This is a genomic window from Deinococcus gobiensis I-0 (assembly GCF_000252445.1).
GTDB lineage: Bacteria > Deinococcota > Deinococci > Deinococcales > Deinococcaceae > Deinococcus > Deinococcus gobiensis.
This window is the reverse complement of record NC_017790.1, coordinates 2294844-2317532: the sequence shown is the minus strand read 5'-3', so window position 1 is coordinate 2317532 and position 22689 is coordinate 2294844. Positions and strand designations below refer to the sequence as shown.

23 protein-coding genes are annotated in these 22689 nt (G+C 71.2%); 11 read left to right on the top strand and 12 right to left on the bottom strand.

The genetic code is table 11. From position 1 onward, the window contains the following. Nucleotides 1–23: 23 nt before the first annotated feature. Nucleotides 24–551: an ankyrin repeat domain-containing protein gene (locus DGO_RS10975; RefSeq protein WP_014685589.1), complete on the bottom strand. Its 528-nt coding sequence runs from the start codon at nucleotides 549–551 to the stop codon at nucleotides 24–26. A gap of 11 nt (nucleotides 552–562) precedes the next feature. Further along, the gene (gene pgi / locus DGO_RS10970; protein WP_043802108.1) at nucleotides 563–2221 is read right to left on the bottom strand and encodes a glucose-6-phosphate isomerase; all 1659 of its coding nucleotides are present in this window, start codon (nucleotides 2219–2221) and stop codon (nucleotides 563–565) included. A gap of 55 nt (nucleotides 2222–2276) precedes the next feature. Here pgi and DGO_RS10965 point away from each other — a divergent pair, with 55 nt between their 5' ends. From DGO_RS10965 to DGO_RS10960, 3 genes are all read left to right on the top strand, one after another. Beyond that, nucleotides 2277–3950, top strand: a complete 1674-nt coding sequence (locus DGO_RS10965; RefSeq protein WP_226991349.1) for a hypothetical protein — start codon at nucleotides 2277–2279, stop codon at nucleotides 3948–3950. Further along, nucleotides 3854–4267 (top strand): hypothetical protein, encoded by a 414-nt coding sequence (locus DGO_RS24270; RefSeq protein ID WP_226991348.1) that lies wholly within the window; start codon nucleotides 3854–3856, stop codon nucleotides 4265–4267. The genes DGO_RS10965 and DGO_RS24270 overlap by 97 nt, the downstream gene beginning before the upstream one ends. Before the next feature lie 124 nt (nucleotides 4268–4391). Then, on the top strand, nucleotides 4392–4820 hold the full coding sequence (locus tag DGO_RS10960; RefSeq protein ID WP_043802105.1) for a hypothetical protein: 429 nt from the start codon (nucleotides 4392–4394) through the stop codon (nucleotides 4818–4820). A 67-nt stretch (nucleotides 4821–4887) separates the two neighbouring features. Here DGO_RS10960 and DGO_RS10955 read toward each other — a convergent pair whose 3' ends face one another. Next, the gene (locus tag DGO_RS10955; protein WP_014685586.1) at nucleotides 4888–5577 is read right to left on the bottom strand and encodes an ABC transporter ATP-binding protein; all 690 of its coding nucleotides are present in this window, start codon (nucleotides 5575–5577) and stop codon (nucleotides 4888–4890) included. Beyond that, the gene (locus DGO_RS10950; protein ID WP_014685585.1) at nucleotides 5574–6734 is read right to left on the bottom strand and encodes an ABC transporter permease; all 1161 of its coding nucleotides are present in this window, start codon (nucleotides 6732–6734) and stop codon (nucleotides 5574–5576) included. The genes DGO_RS10955 and DGO_RS10950 overlap by 4 nt, the downstream gene beginning before the upstream one ends. 158 nt (nucleotides 6735–6892) lie before the next feature. Here DGO_RS10950 and DGO_RS10945 point away from each other — a divergent pair, with 158 nt between their 5' ends. Further along, entirely contained in the window at nucleotides 6893–8200 is a 1308-nt protein-coding gene (locus tag DGO_RS10945) for a DUF4127 family protein (protein ID WP_043802103.1), read from the top strand. 27 nt (nucleotides 8201–8227) lie between these two features. Here the strand turns inward: DGO_RS10945 and DGO_RS21140 are convergent, their stop codons facing one another. From DGO_RS21140 to pilC, 6 genes are all read right to left on the bottom strand, one after another. Further along, nucleotides 8228–9244, bottom strand: a complete 1017-nt coding sequence (locus tag DGO_RS21140) for a GGDEF domain-containing protein (protein WP_014685583.1) — start codon at nucleotides 9242–9244, stop codon at nucleotides 8228–8230. 90 nt (nucleotides 9245–9334) lie between these two features. Further along, entirely contained in the window at nucleotides 9335–10213 is an 879-nt protein-coding gene (locus tag DGO_RS10935) for a DMT family transporter (RefSeq protein WP_043803715.1), read from the bottom strand. After that, nucleotides 10210–10941, bottom strand: a complete 732-nt coding sequence (locus DGO_RS10930; protein WP_043802100.1) for a glucodextranase DOMON-like domain-containing protein — start codon at nucleotides 10939–10941, stop codon at nucleotides 10210–10212. Before DGO_RS10930 ends, DGO_RS10935 begins: the two co-directional genes overlap by 4 nt. An 87-nt stretch (nucleotides 10942–11028) precedes the next feature. Next, on the bottom strand, nucleotides 11029–12060 hold the full coding sequence (locus DGO_RS10925; RefSeq protein WP_226991347.1) for a transposase: 1032 nt from the start codon (nucleotides 12058–12060) through the stop codon (nucleotides 11029–11031). A 117-nt stretch (nucleotides 12061–12177) separates the two neighbouring features. Then, complete coding sequence (locus DGO_RS10920; protein ID WP_014685579.1) at nucleotides 12178–13239, bottom strand: IS4 family transposase; 1062 nt, start codon at nucleotides 13237–13239, stop codon at nucleotides 12178–12180. Nucleotides 13240–13455: 216 nt separating this feature from the next. After that, nucleotides 13456–14676, bottom strand: coding sequence for a type IV pilus assembly protein PilC (gene pilC / locus DGO_RS10915; protein WP_014685578.1), 1221 nt, complete (start codon nucleotides 14674–14676; stop codon nucleotides 13456–13458). A gap of 68 nt (nucleotides 14677–14744) precedes the next feature. On the opposite strand from pilC, the gene DGO_RS10910 reads away from it, so the two are divergent. From DGO_RS10910 to DGO_RS10890, 5 genes are all read left to right on the top strand, one after another. Beyond that, nucleotides 14745–15374: an L-threonylcarbamoyladenylate synthase gene (locus DGO_RS10910; RefSeq protein ID WP_226991346.1), complete on the top strand. Its 630-nt coding sequence runs from the start codon at nucleotides 14745–14747 to the stop codon at nucleotides 15372–15374. Next, complete coding sequence (gene scpB, locus DGO_RS10905; RefSeq protein WP_043802097.1) at nucleotides 15371–15907, top strand: SMC-Scp complex subunit ScpB; 537 nt, start codon at nucleotides 15371–15373, stop codon at nucleotides 15905–15907. The genes DGO_RS10910 and scpB overlap by 4 nt, the downstream gene beginning before the upstream one ends. Before the next feature lie 147 nt (nucleotides 15908–16054). Then, nucleotides 16055–16813, top strand: a complete 759-nt coding sequence (locus tag DGO_RS10900) for a DUF4388 domain-containing protein (RefSeq protein ID WP_014685575.1) — start codon at nucleotides 16055–16057, stop codon at nucleotides 16811–16813. 63 nt (nucleotides 16814–16876) lie between these two features. Then, a complete protein-coding gene (gene gatA / locus DGO_RS10895) occupies nucleotides 16877–18337 on the top strand; it encodes an Asp-tRNA(Asn)/Glu-tRNA(Gln) amidotransferase subunit GatA (protein WP_043802094.1) in 1461 nt (486 codons plus the stop codon). 148 nt (nucleotides 18338–18485) lie between these two features. Further along, nucleotides 18486–19424, top strand: a complete 939-nt coding sequence (locus tag DGO_RS10890) for an ABC transporter substrate-binding protein (protein WP_014685573.1) — start codon at nucleotides 18486–18488, stop codon at nucleotides 19422–19424. Nucleotides 19425–19625: 201 nt separating this feature from the next. On the opposite strand, the gene truB is transcribed toward DGO_RS10890, so the two are convergent. Beyond that, nucleotides 19626–20585: a tRNA pseudouridine(55) synthase TruB gene (gene truB, locus DGO_RS10885; protein WP_014685572.1), complete on the bottom strand. Its 960-nt coding sequence runs from the start codon at nucleotides 20583–20585 to the stop codon at nucleotides 19626–19628. Between the two features lie 76 nt (nucleotides 20586–20661). Between truB and DGO_RS10880 the strand changes: the two genes are divergently transcribed. Together DGO_RS10880 and DGO_RS10875 are read left to right on the top strand one after the other, a co-directional pair. Next, a complete protein-coding gene (locus tag DGO_RS10880) occupies nucleotides 20662–21042 on the top strand; it encodes a hypothetical protein (RefSeq protein ID WP_014685571.1) in 381 nt (126 codons plus the stop codon). Continuing rightward, a complete protein-coding gene (locus DGO_RS10875; RefSeq protein WP_043802092.1) occupies nucleotides 21039–21791 on the top strand; it encodes a pseudouridine synthase in 753 nt (250 codons plus the stop codon). Before DGO_RS10880 ends, DGO_RS10875 begins: the two co-directional genes overlap by 4 nt. Nucleotides 21792–21857: 66 nt before the next feature. Here the strand turns inward: DGO_RS10875 and DGO_RS10870 are convergent, their stop codons facing one another. Next, nucleotides 21858–22625 (bottom strand): alpha/beta hydrolase, encoded by a 768-nt coding sequence (locus DGO_RS10870; protein WP_014685569.1) that lies wholly within the window; start codon nucleotides 22623–22625, stop codon nucleotides 21858–21860. Nucleotides 22626–22689: the final 64 nt, after the last annotated feature.

The following is a 22689-nucleotide window of genomic DNA, read 5'->3' as shown; positions in this document are numbered from 1 at the left end:
GCGCGGGGCCGTTCTCCTCCCGCTCAGTTCAGGCGGGCAGGATCGGTGCTGTCCTGGGCCAGCACACGCTCGAGCTGGGCCACCGTCTCCTGCGCGCCCATCATGCGGGCGGCGTCCAGAGGGGCCGTGCCCTCGGCGTCGCGGGCGCGGGGGTCGGCGCCGTGCGCGAGCAGTTCCTCGACAATCGCCGTGCGCCCGAACATCGCGGCGAAGGTCAGGGCCGTCTTGCCGCCCTCGAAGGCCCGGCCCTCGACGTGCGCGCCGTGGGCCAGCAGCAGCCGCACCATGTTCAGGTCGCCCTTGAAGGCGGCGCCCTGAAGGGGGGTCTGCGCCTGGTCGTTGGCGAGTTCGGGGTCCGCACCGTGGGTCAGCAGCAGTTCGCTCAGGTCGCGGTGGCCGTGGTAGCTCGCCAGCATGAGCAGGCTGTCGCCCTTGTGGTTGCGCAGGTTCGGCGGCAGCCCGCCCGCGAGCAGCGGCGCGAGCTGTTCGGTGTCGCCCGCCCGCACGAGCTCGAACACGTTCTGGAGAAAGGCCAGCGTCTCGGCGTCCATCTCGGGGGCGGTCACTGCCTGGCCCCCCGGCGCGCGCGGTAACGGCGGATCAGCGTGTTCGTGCTGCTGTCGTGCGCGAGGTCGCTTTCGGCGTCGCCCAGCTCGGGCACGATGCGCCCGGCGAGCACCTTGCCCAGCTCCACGCCCCACTGGTCGAAGGAATTGATGTCCCACACGGCGCCCTGCACGAAGACCTTGTGCTCGTACAGCGCGATCAAGGCGCCCAGCGTGTGCGGGGTCAGGCGGTCGGCCAGCAGGGTGCTCGTGGGCCGGTTGCCCTCGAAGACGCGGTGCGGCGCGACCTCCGGGTCCACGCCGTCGGCCAGGACCTCTTCCAGCGTCTTGCCGAAGGCCAGCGCCTCGGTCTGCGCGAACACGTTCGCCATCAGCAGGTCGTGGTGCGGCGCGCCGCCGGGGATGGGCAGCGGGTTGAGGGTCTGGCAGAAGCCGATGAAGTCGCAGGGAATGAGCTTGGTGCCCTGGTGGATGAGCTGGTAGAAGGCGTGCTGGCCGTTCGTGCCCGGCTGGCCCCAGATGACCGGGCCGGTCTGGTAGTCCACGTGCTCGCCTCCCAGGGTCACGTGCTTGCCGTTGCTCTCCATGTCGAGCTGCTGGAGGTACGCGCTGAAGTAGGCGAGGTACTGGTCGTAGGGCAGCACGGCGACCGTCTCGGCCCCGAAGAAGTTGTTGTACCAGACGCCCAGCATGCCCATCAGCACCGGCAGGTTCTTCTCGGGCGGCGCGGTGCGGAAGTGCTCGTCCATCTCGTGGAAGCCGGCGAGCAGCTCGCGGAAGCCGTCCGGGCCGACCGCCAGCATCAGGCTCAGGCCGATGGCGCTGTCCATGCTGTAACGCCCGCCGACCCAGTCCCAGAAGCCGAACATGTTCGCGGTGTCGATGCCGAACTTCCCGACCTCGGCAGCGTTCGTCGAGACGGCCACGAAGTGCCGGGCGACTGCCGCGTCGTCCTTCAGGGTGGCCAGCAGCCACGCGCGCGCGCTCCGGGCGTTCGCCATCGTCTCCTGCGTGGTGAAGGTCTTGCTCGACACGATGAACAGGGTCTGCGCCGGGTCGAGGTCGCGGGTCTTCTCGACGAGGTCGGTGCCGTCCACGTTCGACACAAAGCGCAGCGTGAGGCCCCGCTGGGCGTAGTGCTTCAGGGCCTCGTAGGCCATCACCGGGCCGAGGTCCGAGCCGCCGATGCCGATGTTCACGATGTTCCTGATGGGCTGGCCCGTATACCCCAGCCACTCGCCCGCGCGCACGGCGTCGGCAAAGGTCGCCATGCGGTCCAGGACTTCGTGCACGTCGGGCACCACGTCGTGACCGTCCACGAGCACCTGCGCGCCGCGCGGCTGGCGCAGGGCGGTGTGCAGCACGGCGCGCCCCTCGGTCACGTTGATCTTCTCGCCCGCGAACATGGCGTCGCGCTTGGCGGCCACGCCCGCCTCGTCGGCGAGTTGCAGCAACAGCCGCACGGTGTCGTCGGTCACGCGGTGCTTGGAGTAGTCGAGGTACAGGCCCGCGCCCTCGGCGCTCAGGCGCTCGCCGCGCGCAGGGTCGGCGGCGAACAGGTCGCGCAGGTGCTGGTCTTTCAGCTCGCCGTAGTGGGCTTGCAGGGCGGTCCAGGCGGGCAGATGGGTCAGGCGGGGGCCGGTCGCGTCGCTCATGGGGCGAGCATACCCCCGCCGCGCCCGGGCACGCCCCACGGTATGCTTTTTCTCAGTGAAGACGCCGCCTGCCCGCTCTACCTTCCTTCTCGCCGCGCTGCTGGCACTGGGCGCCGCGTCGGCCCAGACCGCACCTGCACAGCCGGCCCCGGCCCAGGCTGCCCCCGCCCAGGTGCCCGCCAGCGCCGACTCGCCGACCGGCGGCATCCTGCCCCTGGTGTCGGTGGGCGAGAAGTGGCCGCAGGAGGTGGAGTCCTACGTCATCCGCGTCTCGCCGCAGGACGCGGGGAGGCCCCTGGGCCTGGAGCTGTACTCGCCGGGCTTCAACCTCGCGGACTACGTGGACGGCCGCCGGGGCGCAGGCTACTTCGGCGACGAGCTGTACAAGAAGAACGAGCCCTTCACCACGACCTTCACCCTGACCGGCCCCGGCGGCGTGGTCGCCGAGCGCCGCTACGGCACCGGCCGCGAGCACACCTGGGAAAGCCTGTTCGCCGGGGGCCTGAGCGCCGGCACCTACACCCTCAAGGTAGACAGCAGCGGCGACGGCAAGAACTCCTTCGCGCTGCGCGTGGCCTCGCCCTTTACCCTCGAAACCAGCGACTTCAGCGTCAACGCCCGCGACACCGGCGAAAACGCCCTGCTCGCCGCGCGCCTGAGCGTGCCGCGCGAGTGGGTGGGCCAGACGGTCAGCCTCATCAACTACGACGTGGACGGCGCGCAGGAGGCCGAGACCTGGGTGGTGCAGCCGGGCGGCAAGCGCGTGAACCTCACCACCAGCGACAACGGCAAGTCGGCCACCGACCGCTTCGCCATCACGCCCGACCTCGTGGGCGACTGGCAGGTCTATATCCGGGTGCTGCCCACCTCCAAGCAGTACAGCAACGCCATCCGCTATTCCTTCCGCCTGGGCGACCAGCCGGTGACGGCCGTGGTGGGGGGCTTCACGCCGCCGCCCGGCGTCAAGGTCGCCAACCAGCTGCTCGTGGACGTGGTGGACCCGCAGGGCCGCCCCATTCCGGGGGCCAGCTACGCCCTGATCGGCGAGACGACCGTGCGCCCGGTGCTGCCCGGCGGCTACGTGCCGGTGAGTGCGAGCATCATCGAGGGCAAGGCCAACGTAGTGTCGCCCGGCGAGATCCGCTACCAGCCCGGCTACAACAAGCTGCGCTTCGTGGCCCGGCCGCCCTCGGGCCAGCTCGCCGTGGACGCCGTGGCGATCTACGGCGACACGCGCGTGCCGCTGACCGGCGTGCCCTTCCAGGTCGGCGGCCGCACCCTGAACACCCCGGCGACGGTGCCGCTCGCCCCCGGCGACTACCCGGTCACGCCCACCCAGGTGCCGGGCAGCACCTTCGCCTCGCCCGCGCCGGGCCGGGTCAGCGACGGCACGACCGGCCGCGTGACCATCGAGTACAACGTGCAGACCGAGGTCTCGCTCGTCACGGCTCCGGACCTCCTGAACGCCTGCGACGTGACGCAGCTCGTGGCCGTCGCCAAGACCGACTTTCCGTACAAGCTGCCCGCACGCCTGCGCCTGAACCTGCCGAGCGGCTGGACGAGCGACTACCCGCTGGAACTGCCGGGCGATTTCGGGGGGGGCAGGCGCTGCGCCTCAAGGTGCCCGTGCGGGTGTGCCGCACCGACACCGCCGAGGCCGTGCTGGACCCGGCGGGCCTGCGCACCACCGGGCAGGCGCGGGTGCGCGCGCCGGGCGGCGCCAACGTGACCCGCGCCGTCGAGAACGGGGCGCGCGGCAGCCTGAACAAGAACGTCGAACCTGCCGCGCAGGGATACGCCGTCACCCTGACCCTCACGGTGGACCGCACGCTGGACAACGTGCGCCTCATCGATCCGCTGCCGGCCGGAGCCACGCGCGGCCCGGTCACGGTGCAGGGGCCGAGCCTCGCGAGCGCCGTGCCGCAGGTGAGCGGCGACACGCTGCTGCTCCAGCGCGTCATTCCGGGTACCTACGTCCTGACCTACACCCTGGTCACCGACCAGCCCGCCGACCGGGTGGTGACGCCGCCCGACCTGACCTGGTGAGTGCGGGGCACGGGGGCCGGACAAAGGTCCCCGCGCCTGCGGATCAAGGTTCTGGCACCGTCCGGTGTGCGCTCTGTGAAGAAGGCCGGCCCTACGGGGCGGGTTTTCTTTTAGACTGGGGGGCATGAAGCGCCTGTTCGCCGTGCTCCTCGCCCTGCTGGCCGGCTGCGGCGTGCAGGTCGAGCCGCCGACGACCGGCCAGCTGCTCGACGCCCCCACCTCGCTGAACGTGACCGGGCAGGTCATCCGCGCCGAGGCCGCCCCGGTCATCAGCGGCAGCCTGTTCAACGTGCAGGTCCGTGTCCGGACACCGCGCACGCTGGCGTCGGGCCTGCGCGTCACGGACGTGTATGTGGTGACCGACAGCGGCGTGTGGAGTGCGGATGTGGACAGCGCCGACCAGCGCCGCTGCGGCGCCGGCTGCACGGTGGCGGTGGGGCGCGGCGTGGCCGACGGCGTGACGGCGGGCGAGGGCGTGCAGGTCGTCGCCCGCCTGGTGGACGCCCAGGGCCGCACCTTCCTGTTGCGGGACGGTCAGGTGCAGGTGAAGTAACGCGGGAGAAGGGGGCGGGCCGGATGGTCCAGTGCCCCCTGATCAGGAACCCTTATGGCGCGCCGCCCTAGTGCTCCCCCCGGCTCACCACCCCGTCGCGGACCTCCAGGCGGTGGTCGGCCAGCGCGGCCACGTCGCGGTCGTGGGTGATCAGGACGACCGTGCGGCCCTGACGCGCCGGGCCGGTCAACAGTTCCAGCACCTTCTGGCCGGTCCGGGTGTCGAGGTTGCCGGTCGGTTCGTCGGCCAGCAGCACCGCCGGGTCGCGGGCCAGGGCGCGGGCGATGGCGACGCGCTGGGCCTCGCCGCCCGAGAGCTGGTGCGGCAGGTGTCCGGCGCGGGCCAGCAGCCCGACGTCGTCCAGCAGGGTGCGGGCACGGTCGCGGCGCTCGCGCGCGGGCACGCCCGCCAGCAGCAGCGGAAACTCGACGTTCTCCTGCGCGCTCAGGATGCTCACGAGGTTGTGGTTCTGGAACACGAAGCCGTAGTTCGCCAGCCGGAAGTCGGCGCGGCCCGTTTCCGAAAGGGCGTGCAGGTCGGTGTCGCCCACCCGCACCCGCCCGCCGCTGGGGGTGTCGAAGCCCGCCAGCAGGTTGAGCAGGGTGCTCTTGCCGCTGCCCGACGGCCCCACGACCGCCGTGAGGCCCGGCGCGAAGGTGTGCGTGAAGGGAGAAAGCGCCGTGATCTCGCCCTCGCCGCTGGGGTAGACGCGCGAGAGATTTTCGGTCGCCAGGGCCGCCGGCTGTGCGCCGGTCATACGCGCCCCAGGGCTTCGGTGATAGGCATGCGCGCGGCGCTGCGGGCCGGCAGCAGCCCCGAGAGCAGCCCCAGCAGCAGGCTGATGCCCAGGGCCAGCGCGGTCAGCGCCGGGGTCAGCGCCGCCGCGTCGATGCCCGCGAGGTCCTGGGTGTAGAGGTTCACGGCCCAGATGCCCGCCAGCCCCAGCAGCAGGCCGCCCACGCCGCCCACGAGCGAGAGCAGCAGCGACTCGCTCAGGACCAGCGCGCGCACGAAGCCGGGACGCGCGCCCATCGCCCGCAGGGTGCCGAACTCGCGGGTGCGCTCGAAGACGCCCATCATGACCGTGTTCGCCACCGCCAGCCCGCCCACGATCAGGGCGATGAGCGAAATGCCGAAGCGCACCGCGTCGCTGATCTTCAGGGCGCGGTCCACGAAGCTCAGGAAATCCGACTGGGTCTGGGCTTCGAGCTTCAGGCGTTCGGTCAGGGTCTTGGCGACCGCCGCCGCATTGCGCGGGTTCTGCAGCTTGACCGCCACCAGCGATACACGCCCGGTCGCGCCCTCGGCGCGTTGCAGCGTGCGGATGGGCAGGAAGATGAAGTTGTCCACCAGCCCGGACTCGGGCGCCAGCACGCCGATCACGCGCACGCGGCTCTGGCGGTTGAGGTTCAGGGTCGAGCCGACCGAGAGGCGCAGGTTCTCGGCGCTCTTGGCCCCCACGACCGCCACCGCTCCAGTCTCGTCGGCGGCCGTGAGGCTGCGCCCCGTCGCCACCTGCGTCTTGGGAAAGATGGCGCTCAGGCCGCCCGCCGCCGGCAGGCCGTAGAGCACGGTGCTCTGCGCCACGTCCAGGCTCCCGCGCAGCGACATGACCACCGGGGTCACGTTGCTCAGGCCCAGCTCGCCCGAGAGGCCCTGAATGCGCGACACGACCGCCTCGTCGAGGTTGGCCTGCGGCGCGAAGCCCTGCGACAGCCCGTTGAGGCTGACCTGGATGTCGGGGCCGATGCCCCCCAGCTCGGCCGTGAACACCTTGCGGATGCCCTCGCCCAGCGACAGGAACACCACCATGCTCGCCACCGCCACCGTGATGCCCAGCGCGGTGAGCAGGGTCCGGACCGGGCGGCGGGTCAGGCCCCGCCACGCCAGCAGCCACAGGTCAGCGGTCTTCATGGAGAATGTCCCTCGTCACGGTTTCGAGCAGCCTCATCCGTCCAGGCTACGCCGCGCCGGGGCCGCGCGAGCGTATCGGGGGCCTCCATGTTCCGGGGGAGCCGCCCCACCACCGTCTCCTCAAGCCTGCTTCACGCGCGCCCGCTAGCCTGCCCGCCATGAACGTGTCCGCCACCCTTGCCCTTGCCGCCCTGAGCCTCGGGGCCGCTGCCCAGGCCCAGGCTGCCGCGCCCCAGCCTGCCTTGCCCGCGCCACTGCTGCTGCCGCTCGACTCGCGGCCCGCGACCCGGGTGCTGCCGGCCCTGATCGCGGACCTGCGCGGCGGAGAGGCGGCCGTGGTGCCCGCCGCGCTCCTGGGGAACGCCACGCGCGGCGCGGACCCGGCGGCGCTCGCGGCGTGGCTCGCGGCGCAGCCCACGGACCGTCCCCTGGTCGCGGCGCTCGACGCGCTGGCCTACGGGGGGCTGGTGCAGTCGCGCACGAGCCCCCTGAGCGCCGAGCAGGCGCTGGCCCGGCTCGCGCCCATCCGCGAGTGGGCGGCGCGCACCGGCCAGCCGGTCTACGCCTTCGTGACCCTGCCGCGCGAGCCCGACGCCACCGACCGGGCCCGCAACCTGGCGGTGGCCCGCGCGCTCGTGGGCTGGGCGCGTGAGGGCGTGTTCCGCGAGCTGCACGTCACCTGGGACGACGCCCTGCCCGGCAATCCGGCGCCGCAGGAAGGCGCGGCGCTGGCCGCAGACGCCCCGGCCAACGTGCGGGTGTACCCCGGCGCCGACGAGGTCCTCTCGATGCTGGTGGCCCGTGCCCGCGCGCCGCAGCCGGCCACGGTGCGCATCGAGTACAGCGATCCCGAGAAGGCGAAGGCCGCAGTGCGCTACGAGGGCATTCCCCTGACCCAGAGTGCCGTGAACCACGCCGAGGCGAGCGGCTACACGGTCGCGACGGGGGCCGCCGACCTGACGCTGTACGTCTACAACGGCGGCGACCCCCGCCGGGCGGCGCTGCGGGTCAGCGCCCTGCTGCGCGCCGGGGCGGTGGCGGTGGCCGACGTGAATCAGGTCAACCTGGGCAACGTGCGGCTGTGGAGCGACCTCTCGACCCTGCGCCAGAACGCCAACCTGCGCGCCCTCGCCGCCTGGGGCACGCCCGGCAACAACCTGGGCACGGCGCTGGCCCACGCCAAGGTGGCCCTGCCCGCCGCCGGAGTGGCGGCCGACCCCGTGCGGCAGGACGCCCTGCTGGCCCGCGAGTACGCCAACGACGTGATCTACAGCGCCGAACTGCGCGCCGCGCTGCGTAGGGCCGTGCCCGAGACCGCCCTGAATACCCCCCAGGCCCAGGACAAGCTGCTGAGCCTCGCGCGCGACTACTTCCCGCTGCGCCTGGGCGGCAGCTACACCCTGGAAGATGCCCGGTTGCCCTGGGGCCGCTCCTTCGAGTGGGATTTCGACCTGCAACCGCGCTGAGGAAGGCGGCGTGTCGCTGGCCCTGCGTCAGTGCTCCGGGGGGACCGGGGCCGGGGCGCGCGGCGGGTCCACGAAGACCCGGCGGGCCTTGGCCTGGTACATCCGCTCATCGGCGCGTCCCAGCAGGTCGTCGAGGCCCTCGCCAGGCCGGCTGCCGGCCAGCCCCAGGTTGACCTCGGCGGCCAGGTCGGCCGGCATCGCCGCGAGCGCGGCGCGCAGCTGGCGCAGGCGCGGTTCCTGGTCTCCGACCGGCCCAGGCAACAGCAGGGCGAACTCGTCGCCGCCGAGCCGGAAGGCCTCGCCACTGGGCTGCACGCAGGTCCGCAGCAGTTCGGCCACCTCGCGCAGCACGGCGTCGCCCACGAGGTGCCCGCGCTCGTCGTTCACCTGCTTGAAATCCTGGATGTCGAGCAGCGCGACGCACAGCGGCCCCTGCGCCATCGCCCGCTCGCCTTCCAGCATGAGGCGGCGGCGGTTGCCCAGGCCGGTCAGCTCGTCGGTCATGGCTTCGCACTCCAGGCGCTCGCGCAGCGCGGCGTTGTCGAGCGCCACGCTCAGGTGGGCCGCGAAAACCTCCAGCAGTTCGAGGTCCTGCGGCGAGAAGGCCGCCTGCCGGTAGCTCTGCACCGAGAGGACCCCGGTCACGTCCGCGCCGGGGTGGCCCAGCGGCACGCCCATCCACGAGGCGGTCGGCGGCAGCGCGGAGGCCTGGTCGAGCCGCCGCAGGGTGACGCCTTCTTGCTGCACGTAGGTGGCGAGGTCGTTGGTCAGGCGCAGCCGTCCCGCCCACACCCGTTCGAGCAGGCCGTCGGCCTGAGGCGTCAGGGTCTTGTGGTGCAGGCGGTCGGCCTCGCGGGTCAGGCAGGTCCACTGTCCCTGCGGGCCACGCAGGGCGAGCATGGTGATCGGCGCGACGAACAGCTGCCCCATGTGCAGGTGCACGGCGTCGAGCAGGTCATGCCGGCGGGTCGTGCGCGCCAGGATCAGGGTGAGGTCAACCAGAATCCGGTATCGCAGCAAAGTCGCTTGTGTGCCGCCGTCCATCTGCGCCCAGCCTACAGACAAGACCGGCCGCCCACCAGGGACGGCCGGCCTGCGGCGGTGGGGGAGGGGGCGGCGGCCCGCCCCTCGCGGTCAGGAGACGCCCGCCGCGCCGCGCCGCCGCACTGGCCAGGCGCCGCTCAGGAGCAGGGCGGCCCCGACCACCAGCGCCGCCCCACCCAGCGCGAGTGGCGAGAGGCGCTCGGCGAAGAGCAGCGCGGCGAGCAGGGCCGCCACCACCGGCTCCAGACTGGCGATCACGCTGGCGCGCGTGGCCTCCAGCCGCCGCAATCCCGCGCTGTAGGCGAGGTAGGCCAGATACGTCGAGAACAGCGCGATGGCCCCCAGGCTCAGCCACGCGCCCGGCGGCTTGGGGGCGAAATCGGTCAGGGGCAGGAGGCCCAGCGCGCCCACCGGCAGCGCCACGGCGTACAGCGCGGCTGGGGCGTAGCGCCCGAAAAAGGCCTTGCCGTACAGGTAGTACAGGCTGTAGGTGAAGCCCGCGCACAGCCCGAAGGCCAGCGCGGCCGGCGTGACCTGTACTCCCTGGCCCCCGCCCAGGCTGATCAGGGCGATGCCCAGCAGCGTACCGACGACGGCCACGACCTCCCGCAGGCCCAGGCGCTCGCGCAGGAAGGCCCAGCCCATCAGGGCCACGAAGGCGGGGGCGGTGTACAGCAGCACGCTGGCGAGGCTCGCGCCCCCCGCACGCACGGCGAGCTGGTAGGTGCCGTAGAACACGCTGACCCCGAGCACCCCGAAGCCCGCCGTGATCCACAGGTCGCGCCCCCGAGGCAGCGCGGCGCGGGTGACGGCGGCGTGCAGCGCGAACAGCGCGCCTCCCAGCACCGCCCGCCAGAAGGCGACCTCCAGCGGTCCCACACCCGCCGCCTGGGCGCTCTTGCCCAGGATGCCCAGCAGGCCCCACAGCATGGCGGCGCACAGGATCAGTGCGGGAGCGGGGACCCTCATCCGCCGCGCCGCCACAGCCACAGGGTCGCGGCGGCGGTCAGCAGCAGGCCTAGTGCGCCCAGGCCGGTCAGCAGCAGGGGGCGCGGGTCGCGGACCTCGCCCTGGGCAGCCAGCGTGCCCTTCTCGTAGGCCTGGAGGTCGCCGGCCGGGGCCAGCACGTCCACCGGGACCGGGGCGCCGGTTCGCGTGGCCTGGAGCTGCCCCGGTCCCGCGTCGGTCCCGGGGCGCAGCAGCCCGTCGGGGGTCAGCGGCGAAAAGACGCTGCTCGTCACCCAGTAGGCGTAGCGGCCGGGGGGCACCGCCGCGTCAATGATCAGGCTGGTGCCCGAGAGCCGCACGGCCGGGTCGGCCAGCCGGGTGGGGGTGGCTGCCCCCTCCGGCACCTCTTCCAGGGTGGCGCCCGCGCCGGAAACGCGCAGGTGATACTGCCATTGGCCTCCGGCCGCGCGCAGGTTCAGGTCGCTCAGGGGCTCGAGCCCACCGCGCCCGGTCTTGACGAAGATGTCGGTCACGCCCGCCGAGAAGCCCGAGGGCAGGTTCCAGGGGTTCTGCGCCGCGCCGTAGTCGACCGTGAAGCGCATGCCGCGGCCCTGCTCGGCGGCCTGGAACCGGCGCAGGTCCACGGCCTCGGCGCTGACCGGCGGGCGGCTGGGCAGAACGTAGCGGCCGTCGCCGTGCGCGTCCCCGGCCGGGTCGGTCAGTGAAAAGAGAGCGGCGCTCAGCAGCATCCAGGACACGCCGGGGAGTATAGGGTGACCGGGCTCTTGCCACGCCGCCGCGGGATAAAAAACGCCCCGAAGGGCGTGGTAAATCGCTCAGTACCCGACACTTTCTGGGTGGTTCGTCTGGGACGGCAGTAACAGGTCGATCAAGTCACACAGGCGAGTCGACTCTCGGCTGAACGCCCGGACCAGTTCCCGCAAGCCCATCTTCACCACGCTCCACGCCCGGCGCCCATGTGCCTTTTTCGGGCGGTCCAATGTGACCCTGACCAGCACACACCACGTGTAGGTCAGCGTCAACAAGCACAGCAGGCGCTCCACGTGATCGTGGAGCGTCATGTGGGTTGCCTCCAGTTGGAAGCCCTTAGTTTTGAGCGCTCGGAAGAGACATTCGATCAGGAACCTCCGGCGATATCGCGTCTGGATGGTCGTTACCGCTCTGGCGTTACTGGCAATGACCAGGGCCTCTCCGTCTCGCGTGTGCGTCAGGACCACGTTCATCAGTTGCCCATACACCAGCGTGTACTCGACCTGCAGACCGGCTGTGCCGGTCTGCAAGCGACTCAGCCAGTCCTTCGCCGTCCAAGCGTCCATCAACGTGTCGCTCCACAGGTGCACGCAGATAGGAATTCCACGATGGGCCATTCCTTGAATCCAGTTATAGCCGACGAATTCACGGTCGGCGTACAGAACCCGAATCTCCGCTGCGCAGAGCAGGCAGAGGGCATCGTCCATGAGGGTGTGCCGGATCTCCGTATGGCTGCCGCCCCCATGGGGCAGCAGCTCGTAGAGGAAGAGGAGGGGGATCGCGCCGCCCCGCCAGATGACGGCCAGGAGCAGGACGTTGACATCGGTCTGCCCGTATTTCCAATTTGTCCGGTCGAGGATGAATTCGCGTGGTTGTGCGGAGGGAAGGAGCGTCAGAACGACCCGGGCGACGTCGGCTGGCTGGATGGGATGCCGGTCGAAAAAGCGTTCCACACGGCGGATGACGGAGGCGTTGTGCGCGCTTCCCCGGAAGCGCGCGGCGAGTTCGGCATGCCGGATGTCCTTGCCCCCAAGGAACGCAAGCACCATGAGGGAAAGCAACTCGACCTGGTTCTTGCGGAACTCTGGGAAGTGCACGGTGAAGTAGCGGGTCAGCTTGGCCAGGACATCGGGAGACGCGTTCTGTTCTCGCGACTCAGCCGAACTTTCTCAAGCCCCCCGGGAAAGTGTCGGGTACTGAGCTCATGGACCTGACTACCCTTCAAAACGCGGCATGAATGTGGCCAGGGTGCGCCAGGACGAGCGAGAGGGGTGCAGAAGCAGGTCTTGAAGATGGTCGAGGCCGAGTCGGAACACGGACACCGCACGGTGTCCGTGCTTTTTGACGTTGATGATGGTGCGGGTGGCCAGCAGCTCGCCAGTCACGCATGCCCAGATGAATGCCACACTCACGACCGTGAGCAGGGTGGAGAACCGTTCTGCACGGGTCAACCCCGTATCCTCCGAGTTGAAACCTCTGGTTTTCAGGGCGGCGTGCAGATTTGCGGTCTGCCAGCGCTGGGCATACCGGTCCAAACTGGGTCCGACATGGCCCCGGTAGGCGAGAAACAAGGTTTCACCTGAGGCATTCTTCGTGGCCGCCACCCGAAGGCGAACACCATAGATCAGCGTCTGGCCGCGCCAGACGCGCACCTCTCCGGGACGTAACTTCTTGAACACGGCCCACACGGGCAGGCCATGTCCCCCAACGGTCGCGCGTGCAGGCAGACGGATACATGGCGCAATGCTGTGTTGGTGGAGGAATTTGAACCAGTGCTCACCGATGAATTCTCGATTGGCCAGCAAGGCCTGTACTGGTCGAGTCGGACAGGCCAGGAGCAAGCGCTCCACAAGCGCTTCACGAGTCCGTTGATCGCTTGCCCCTCCATGTGGCAGCAAGGGCCACATCAAGGGCAGACTGAACCCATTCCACACAGCAGACAGCAGGATATTGATGTCCTGTCGACCCAGCTTCCAGTTGGTGCGGTCGAGGATCAGGTCGAGCGGGCCCTGTGGAAGAAAGGACAGCGCGAAGCAAGCGAACAACGGGTCTGGAATGGTGAACTGCACGAAGCGGAGCAGACGTTGGTATCGCGTTGATGCTGAGCCGTCCAGCAGGACATGATTCTTCAGGGTGTAGAGCACGACGGTACGGGCCTGAATGACCGCGAGGATCAGCGCGGTGAACACGACCAGACGGCGGGCGTCCAGAGGAGAAGCAGACCGCAGGGCGGTCTGCAAGGTATCGTGAGGGTGTTGGCTCTTGGGGGTTTTCATCGCAGAAACACCCTATTGGAGCCGACTTTCGTTCTCCCCCAGGCGTTTTGAAGAGTAGTCAGCTCATGGACACATAGAATGAGCAGTTGTTAGAATCTTCATAGAGGAATCCCCGCCCTTCTAGATGGCGGGGATTCCTTTTCAAGCTGTATTAGGTGATTTCTAGTGCTCAGTTAGTTGGCTGGAATGCTCATTCTAAATGGCAATCGACAACCTCTACTGGCTGAGTGCCCCGATGATGCTGAACATCGGCAGGAACATCCCCGCGACGATTACGCCAACGATGCCGCCCAGGAACACGATCATGATGGGTTCCAGCGCCGCCGTGAGGCTGTCCACCGCCTCGTCCACCTCGCGGTCGTAGAAATCGCCGATCTTGCCCAGCATGGTGTCGAGCGCCCCCGTCTCCTCCCCGATGGCGATCATCGAGACGACCATGGGCGGAAAGACCGGGCTGGTCGCCAGGCTCGAGCTCATCTGCTCGCCGACCGTGACCACGTTCTTGGCGTTTTCGATGGACTCCTCGACCACGGCGTTGTTGGCGGTGCCGCGCGTGATCTCCAAGCTTTCGATGATGTTCACGCCGCTGCCAATCAGTAGGCCGAAAGTCCGTGCGAAGGAGCTAAGAGCAGTCTTCTGGATCAGACCTCCGAAGACCGGAATTTTGAGCTTGATCGTATCGACAACTTTACGCCCCTGTGGCTTATTGTAGTACCAGCGATAGGCAAAGACAGCAATGGCGATGCTAACTACGATAAAGAGGGTAGAGTGCTTAAGGAAATCCGAGGTGGCCATCAGCAGCCGTGTGATGAAGGGCAGCGGCGCATTGAGCTGTGTCAGAATGCCGGCGAACTGCGGCACGATGGTCGTGAGCAGAAAGTAAGTAATAAGCAAGGCGAAAACCAAGACTACCATTGGGTAAGTGAGGGCGCTTTTGAGTTTGCCGTTCAGCGCAAGTTGCTTTTCCTGGAAGGCAGCAATACGCTCTAGGACCGTATCCAATGTGCCGCTCGTCTCACCGGCGCGCACAAGGTTGACGAAGAGGCGATTGAACACCTTGGGGTACTGCGCGATGGCCTCGCTGAACGGGGTGCCTGCTTCAACCTCCCCCCGGACCTTGCGCATGATCTCCTGAAAGCCCTTGTGCTCGATCTGCTTTTGCAGGATGCTCAGCGACTGCACGAGCGGAACCCCGGCGTTGATGAGGGTGGCGAGCTGTTTGCTGAATACGGCGACCTGCTTGAGCCCGGGCGGACGGTCGGACAGCCCCGGAATCTTGATGTCGGCGTTCATGCCGGTGCGCGGCGGCTTGACCTCGACGATCATCAAGTTCTTGGCGCGCAGGGCGTCGCGGACCTGGCCTATGGTCTCGGCCTCCATCTGGGATTTCAGGACCTTGCCGCTCATGTCCCGGACGCGATATTCGAAGACCGGCATGGGGCGAGTATAGTTTCGCCACGTTCACGCGCTTCTTACAGGTGCGGCGTGGAGAAAGGCAGGCGAATGTGACGGAACAGCGGACGCAGATGGCACGGGCGGCGGAGGTTCTCGCGGCGGGCGGCGTGGTGGGCTATCCCACCGAAGCCGTCTGGGGGCTGGCCGCCCGGCCCGGACACGCCGCCGAGCTGCACCGCCGCAAGGGCCGCGAGCCGGGCAAGCCGGTGCAGGTGTCCTGCCCCGACGCGCCGACCGCCCTCGCCTGGGCCCGGCCCTCGGCGGCCCTGACGGCGCTCTCGGACCTGTGGCCGGGTCCGCTGACGGTCGTGACGGCCGCGCAGCCCGCCTGCCCTCCCGACCTCGCGCCGGGGGGGCAGGTGGGGCTGCGCGTTCCCGATCATCCCCTGGCGCGCGCGCTGCTGCTCGCCGCCGGGCCGCTGGCGACCACCAGCCTCAATCCGGCAGGCCTTCCGGCCGCACTGACCCGCCGCGAGGCCGCCCGCTACGCTCTGGCCGACCTGCTGCTGGGTCAGGACACGGAGGAGGCGCCTGATCCGCAGGGCCTCGCCAGCACGGTGGTCGCGCTGCCCGTCCGGCCGGGCGAGCCCGCGCGGATACTGCGGGCCGGGGCGCTGCCGCCGGAGCAGGTCCGGGCCGTCCTGGCGGGCGTGGGCCTGGCCCTGGAAACGGCCCCGTGAGCGCCCCCGCACAGGCGCGGGCGCTCATCGGGGCGACGCTGCTGGCGGCCGGCCGGCCCGTGACCCTGGCCGAGCTTTCGCGGGTGCTGGGGCTGGGCGAGGACGCGGCCGCGCGGGCCATGGCCGCCTTCGGGGCCTCGCTGGAGGCGGCGGCCCTGGGTTTCGTGGTCGAGGCGGTCGCGGGCGGCTACCGGCTGGTGGTGCCGCCCGCGCTCGCGCCGCAGCTGGCCCCCGTTCTCTCGCCCCCGGCGTTGCCTGCCCTGAGCACCGCCGCACTGGAGGTATTGGCGGTCATCGCCTACCGCCAGCCGGTCACGCGCGCCGAGATCGAGGCGATGCGCGGCGCGAGTGCGGGCACGGTGGTCACGTTGCAGGAGCGCGAACTCGTGAAGGTGGTGGGGCGCAGCGCGGCGGTCGGTCAGCCGCTGCTCTACGGGACGACCGACCGCTTTCTGATGGAGTTCGGCCTCACCACCCTCGCCGACCTGCCTCCCCTGGAGGGCGCGGACTTCGCCCACCTCCTGCGCGGCTGAGGCCCGGCCCCCCGGCCGGCCGCCGGTCAGCTGGGCGCCCCCTGAAGGCTGCGTGGAGGGGGGGTGTCCACCGGGTCTTGCGCCCCGGCCCCGTCCATGAGCAGACTGTGCGCGACCAGGCGACCGGTCCCGGTCCCGGAGATATCCATGCCCAACACCACCCTGAACCTCGATCACTTCAACTTTCTGGAACTGCTTCAACTGCTCGCGGCGGGAGGCAAGACGGGAGTGCTGTCGGTCACGCGCGACGCCGAGACCTTCGAGTGCGCCCTGGAGGGCGGCCGGGTGCGCGAGCTGAAGATGGGCGCGCGCCGGGGCAACCTCGCCCTCGCGGCGCTGCTCGCCGACCCGCGCGGCCAGTTCCATTTCGACGAGGGCCGCCGCGCCGCCGCCCCCACCCTGGACGCCAGCATGGACGAGGTCGCGCTGGAGGCGCTGGCCGCCCTGCCCGAGCAGCCGCTCCCCTTCGACGGCCCTGGCAAGCTGGCCGCCGAGCGCCTGGACCAGATGAGCTGGACGGTGGCCGAGCGGCGCATTCTGGAGCGCATCGAAGCCCAGCAGCCGCTGGCCGAGGTGGCCCGCGACCCCGAGGCCCGCCGCCTGATCTCGCGCCTCGACCGCCTGGGCCTGCTCAAGCCCCGCAAGTCGCGCACCGCCCGCCTGACGGTCACGCTGGCGCAGGGGGTGCGCGGGGTGGTGGTGGTGGACAGCGCCATCGTGCGGCGCTGGGCGGGCGACCTGGGGCGGCCCCCCACGCAGCTCGCCGTCCGCGACGAGGCCGGCCAGACCTACACCTTCGAGCTGCGCGTCGCCCCGGACCTGGGCCACCAGTTGCAGGTCGCCACGGAACTGCTCATGCGCACCGGGCTGCGCGCGGGCACGAGCGTGCTCGTCAAGCCGCTGTAGGCCGGGGGGCGGTCTGGGGGAGCCGCGCCGCGCCTCCGGCCCGCGCCGCTACACTGGCGCGGTATGCCCGCGTTGCCCTCTGCCTCCGCCCTGGCCCGCGCCGTCACGCGCGGCGAGACGACCCCCCACCGCCTGCTCGAGGAAGCGCAGGCCCGCGCCGAGGCGGCCCGTGACCTCAACGCCCTAGTGAGCCTCAACCCGCGCGCCGCCGAGCAGGCCGAGGCCGCGCAGCGCCGCGTGCAGTCGGGCGAGGCGTTGCCGCTGGCGGGCGTGCCGGTGATCGTCAAGGACAACATCAACGTGACGGGCACCGCCACGACCTGCGGCAGCCGCATCCTGGCGAACTACGTCAGCCCCTACACCGCGACCGCCGCCCAGCGGCTGCTGGACGCCGGGGCCGTCATCGTGGGCAAGGCCAACATGGACGAGTTCGCCATGGGGTCGAGCACCGAGAGCAGCGCCTCGGGGCCGACCCTGAACCCCTGGGACCAAGGGCGCGTGCCGGGGGGCAGCAGCGGCGGCAGCGCGGTCGCGGTGGCGGCGGGCCTGACCCCGGTCAGCCTGGGCAGCGACACGGGCGGCTCGGTGCGCCAGCCGGCGGCCCTGACGGGCGTGTACGGCCTCAAGCCCACCTACGGGCGCGTGTCGCGCTACGGACTGGTGGCCTACGCGAGCAGCCTCGACCAGATCGGTCCCTTCGCCCGCAGCGCCGAGGACCTCGCCTTGCTGATGAACGTGGTCGCCGGGTACGACCCGCGCGACGCGACCAGCCTGGAGGCCCCGCCCGCCTTCCGCGCGGGCACGCCGGACGACCTGCGTGGATTGAGGGTCGGCGTGATCCGCGAGAGCCTGGGCGGCAACACGCCGGGGGTGGAGGCGGCCCTGAACGCCACGCTGGAGGCCCTGCGCGGCGCGGGCGCGGCCGTGGGTGAGGTCTCGCTGCCTTCGCTGCGGCACGCCATCGCGGCGTACTACCTCATCGCCATGCCCGAGGCGAGCAGCAACCTCGCGCGCTTCGACGGCATGGTCTACGGCGCGCGCTCGGCGGCCCCCGACCTGACCGGCAGCATGACCCTCACGCGCGAGCAGGGCTTCGGGCGCGAGGTGCAGCGCCGCATCATGATCGGGACCTACGCCCTGAGCAGCGGCTACTACGACGCCTACTACAGCAAGGCGATGCGGGTGCGCCGCCTCATCTCGGACGAGTTCACGGCCGCCTTCGGGGGTTACGACGTGCTGGTGACGCCCACCAGCCCCTTTCCGGCCTTCCGGCGCGGCGAGAAGACGAGCGACCCCCTGGCGATGTACGCCGCCGACGTGGACACGGTCGCCGTGAACCTCGCGGGGCTGCCGGCCCTGAGCGTGCCCGCCGGCTTCGAGACGGTGGACGGCGTGCGGCTGCCCGTGGGTGTGCAGTTCATCGCGCCCGCGCTGCACGACGAGCGCCTGGTCGCCCTGGCCGGCGGCCTGGAAGGGCTGGGGGCCGTCACGCTGGACAGCCCCGCCGGTTTCGGCGCGGACTGAACGCCGCCGGGCGCATGGGTGGGAGGCCGGGAAACCGCCCACCCGGACAAACCGGCCTAATCCGAGTTGACTACTCGGATTATGGCGTGGGAGACTTCCGGCCGCCCTGGCCCCGGCACCGGGCCAGTCCAGGCCAAGGAGTCTCCTGATGCGTACCCGTCTGTTCAGCCTGCTGGCCGCCGTTGCCCTGGGCACGGCCTCGGCCGCCATCACCTATCCCGTCACCGTCTCCCACAGCGCCGGCAGCACGACCGTTCCGAAAAAGCCGCTGCGCGTCGTGGCGCTCGGGCCGCACGCCCTGGACCTGCTGCTGTCGCTGGGCGTGCAGCCGGTCGGCTACGGCGAGGCGTCCACCTTCATCAAGACCCCGGCCTTCGGGTCGCCCATCCGCGACATCCGCAACCTGGGCAGCCGCGTGACCTCCAGCCCGGTCAACGTCGGGGACCGTTTCAACCCCAACCTGGAAATCCTGACGTCCCTGAAGCCCGACCTGATCGTGGGCGAGGACTACGCCGCGCAGGTCTACCCGCAGCTGAGCCGCGTCGCCCCGACCCTGCTGTTCAAGGGCATCGACCGGAGCGAGTGGCAGAAGACCCTGCCGCTGCTGGCCCGCGCGCTGGACCGCGAGGCGGCGGCGACGGCCGCCCTGGCGACCTACACCAAGGGCGTGCAGGCCACGCGCGCCGTGCTGGCCCCCCGGTTCCGTAACCAGAAGGTGCTGGTGGTCTGGACGGGCGGCGGCGAGGGCAAGAACACCTTCAACATCAGTGACCACAACGACTGGACCGGCGGCCTCCTGACCGACCTGGGCCTGGGGGTCGTGGACGGGGACAAGCGCGACGCCGTGGTCAGTGTCGAGGGTCTGACGGCGCTCGATCCCGACGCCGTGATCGTGTTGGCCTCGGGCACCAACACGCCCGCGCGCGCCCGTGCCGACTGGAATGCCGGCGCCCTGACCAGCCGCCTGCGGGCCACCCGCGCCGGGCAGGTGTACTTCTTCGACTACCACCTGTTCAGGCGCATCCGCGGCCCCATCGCCGCCCAGCTCATCGAGCGCCAGCTCCTGCGCGAGATGACCCGCAACTGAGCCGGACGGCCGTTGGCCCCGTGGACAGACCGGGAAAGAGCTGGTCTGTCTGCCGTGACCCCAGGGGCAGGGGCGGCCCGTGCTTTTTGTGTGCGTAACGGCAGCGGCTTATCCGCGCTCGGTCTCACGTCCGGGAGTAGCTGCCCAGTGCCGGCCCGCGGGTCTGGGCAAGCCTGACTTCGCCGGAGGTCTGGACCGGGTTCAGCCCTGCGGCGCCCCGGCGTCCGGCTCGGCCCAGACGCGCACCACCTTGAGCCGCTCGCCGTCGCCGTCCACCACCGCCACGAGGTCGCCGCGCAGGGTCACGACCTGCCGTCCGGCGACCGGGTGCGCGGGCCGCTTGCCCTGCCTCAGCTCGCGGGCCATCCGTTCATCGGCCTCGACGACCGGGAAGTCCAGCGCGGCGAGGTCGCCCACGCCCGCCGCCCCGGCGAGGTCGTCGAGCGCCACGGTGTCCGCGAGGTCGTAACGGCCCGCGCGGGTGCGCACCAGCCCGCCCAGGTGCGCGGGCACGCCCAGCGCCGCCCCCACGTCGCGCGCCAGCGAGCGCAGGTAGGTGCCGCTGCCGACCTCCGCCCGCACGAGCAGCGTCGGAAAGTCGCCCAGCGCCGGGGGCAGGGAAAAGGCGCGGCCTGCCGGGTCCGGCGCCCAGCCGGCCGGGGTGGGGGAGAAGCGCTGCGGCGACGCCCCCACGCTGGGAAAGATCCCCAGCAGGTCCAGCGAATGGATCTCGACCGAGCGGGCGGGCAGGTCGAGCGCCCCCCCGGCCCGCGCCACCGCGTAGGCCCGCTGCCCGCCGATCTGGAGGGCGCTGTACTGCGGGGGCACCTGCTCCTGCGGCCCCAGGAAGCCCGCGAGCACGTTCCGGACCTGGGCCTCGTCGGGTGTGGGCACGTCGGCCCGCTCCTCCACCGGTCCCTCGGCGTCGAGGGTGGGGGTGCCCGCGCCCAACGAAATCCAGGCGAGGTAGGCCTTGCGGTCGCGCTCCATGAACTGCACGACCTTCGTGCTCTCGTCCACGCACAGCACGAGCACGCCGGTCGCCAGCGGGTCGAGGGTGCCGGTGTGGCCCACCCGCTTCGTGCCGCGCAGCCGCCGCGCGCGGGCGACCACATCGTGCGAGGTGAGGTTCAGGGGTTTGTCCACGGCGATGACCGGCATACCGGGCCGATGCTAGCAGCCCGGCCCCGGCGGCCGGCCCACACTGCCGCGCCCCGCCAGTCTCTACACTGCGGGCGTGTTACGCGCCTCCTTCTGGCTCACCGCGCTGATCTTCATGCCGGCCGGCCTGTTCCTGTATTTCCTGCCTCCGTCTGTCGCCGCGCTGGTCGGCGTCTCGCCGCTGTGGCTCGCGCGCTTCTCGGGGGGGCTGCTGCTGGCCTGGGGCGCCTACCAGCTCGCCGCCAGCTTCGCGCCCGACGCGGTCAAGGTGGGCGGGCTGGTCGGCGGCAACCTGCTGAGCGTCGCCGCGCTGCTGCCCCCCACCCTGCGCGAGGGCTCGCTGCTCGCGCCGTCGCTGCGCAGCGTGCTGCTGGGCCTGTGCGCCGTGCTGGCGGCGCTGGCCGTCGCCGCCACCCTCACCGCGCCGCCCCGTATGGGTCAGGGAGGCCGCGCGTGAGCGAGCGCCTGCACAAGCACCTCGCGCGCGCCGGAGTCGCCTCGCGCCGAGCTGCCGAAGAACTCATCAAGGCCGGGCGCGTGAGCGTGAACGGTGTGCCCGCGACCCTGGGCCAGAGTGTCACCGAGGCCGACGACATCCGCCTGGACGGGCAGCTCATCGAGACGCAGCGCGTCGAGGCCGTGACCTTCGCCCTGTACAAGCCGCGCGGCTACGTGACCACCGCCCGCGACGAGTACGGCCGCAAGAATGTCCTGGACGCCATGCCCGACGTGCCGGGGCTGCATCCGGTCGGGCGGCTCGACCGCGATTCCGAGGGCCTGCTGCTCCTCACGACCGACGGCGACCTCACCCAGACGCTGACCCACCCGAGCTTCGGCCACGAGAAGGCCTACCGCGCCTGGACCGAGGGCGAACCCGACGAGGTGGCCCTGGACGCCCTGGTCACGGGCGTGAAACTCGACGACGGCGTGGCGCAGGCCAGCCACGCCTCGGCCGCGCTGGGAGGCGCGCACGTCGTGCTGACCGAGGGCCGCAAGCGGCAGGTGCGCCGGATGCTGGAAGCGGTGGGCCACCCCGTGACCCGGCTGCTGCGCTACCGCGTGGGCGGGCTGTGGCTGGGCGACCTCGACGTGGGCGAATACCGCGAACTGGGCCGGCGCGAGTTGCAGGACCTGCTCGACCCCGCCGCCACGCCCCCGCAGGTCCGTGACCGCCAGTGGGAGCGTATCCGGCGGCGCTGGGGCTGAGCCACCGCCGCTCCGGGGCGGCCCTGGGCTGCCGCTGCTCCCTGGTCTTTGGGACCCGGACGGCCTTCAGTGGCCCAACTCCCGGCGGAAGAAGTCGAGGAGCCGCGCCTCGATCTCGGCCCGGTGCGTGTCGTTGACGTAGTGGCCGCCGTCCAGCAGCGCGAGTTCGCTGGGGACCCCGGCGGCCCGCAGCGCCGCGTGCATGCGCCGCGCCTGCGAGACGGGCACCTCGTCGTCGTGCAGGCCGTGCAGGTGCAGGAAGGGCGCGTTGCGGCCGCTCACGTGCCGGACGGGGCTGGCCTGCGCCGCCAGTGCCTGCCGCTCGGCCCAGGGCCCGCCCAGCAGCGGGAAGGGCTCGGGACCGAAGGACAGGGCCGGGTCGAAAAGGTCCATCGGTCCCGAGACGTTGCCTACCGCCTGCACGGCCGGCTCGCCCCGCGTACCTGCCCCGGTGCCCAGCAGCGCCGCCAGATGGGCCCCCGCGCTGACGCCCCAGGCCCCGAGACGTGCCGGGTCGAGCTGCCACGCCCCCGCGTTGGCGCGCAGCCACGTCACGGCCTCGCCCACGTCCCCAAGCTGCGCCGGAAAGATGGCCCCCGGGGCCAGCCGGTAGTCTGCGCTGACGGTCACGAAGCCCGCCCGCGCCAGAAACACGTTGGCAGGTGCCCAGCGGCCGAACCTGACCCACGCGCCGCCGTGCAGGTGCAGGATCGCGGGGGCGGGCCGGGCAGACGGGGCGCGCAGCCGCAGCAGGTCGAGGCTCTGGCCGTGACGCCCGAAAGGCAGGCCCGGAACGAATTCGAGGTCGTCCGGCGGGAAATCTGCGGGGAACATCCCCCAGGGTAGGTGGGGCGGCCGACGCGCGGCATCGGCGTTCTGGCCTGGGCCGACTCTGCTA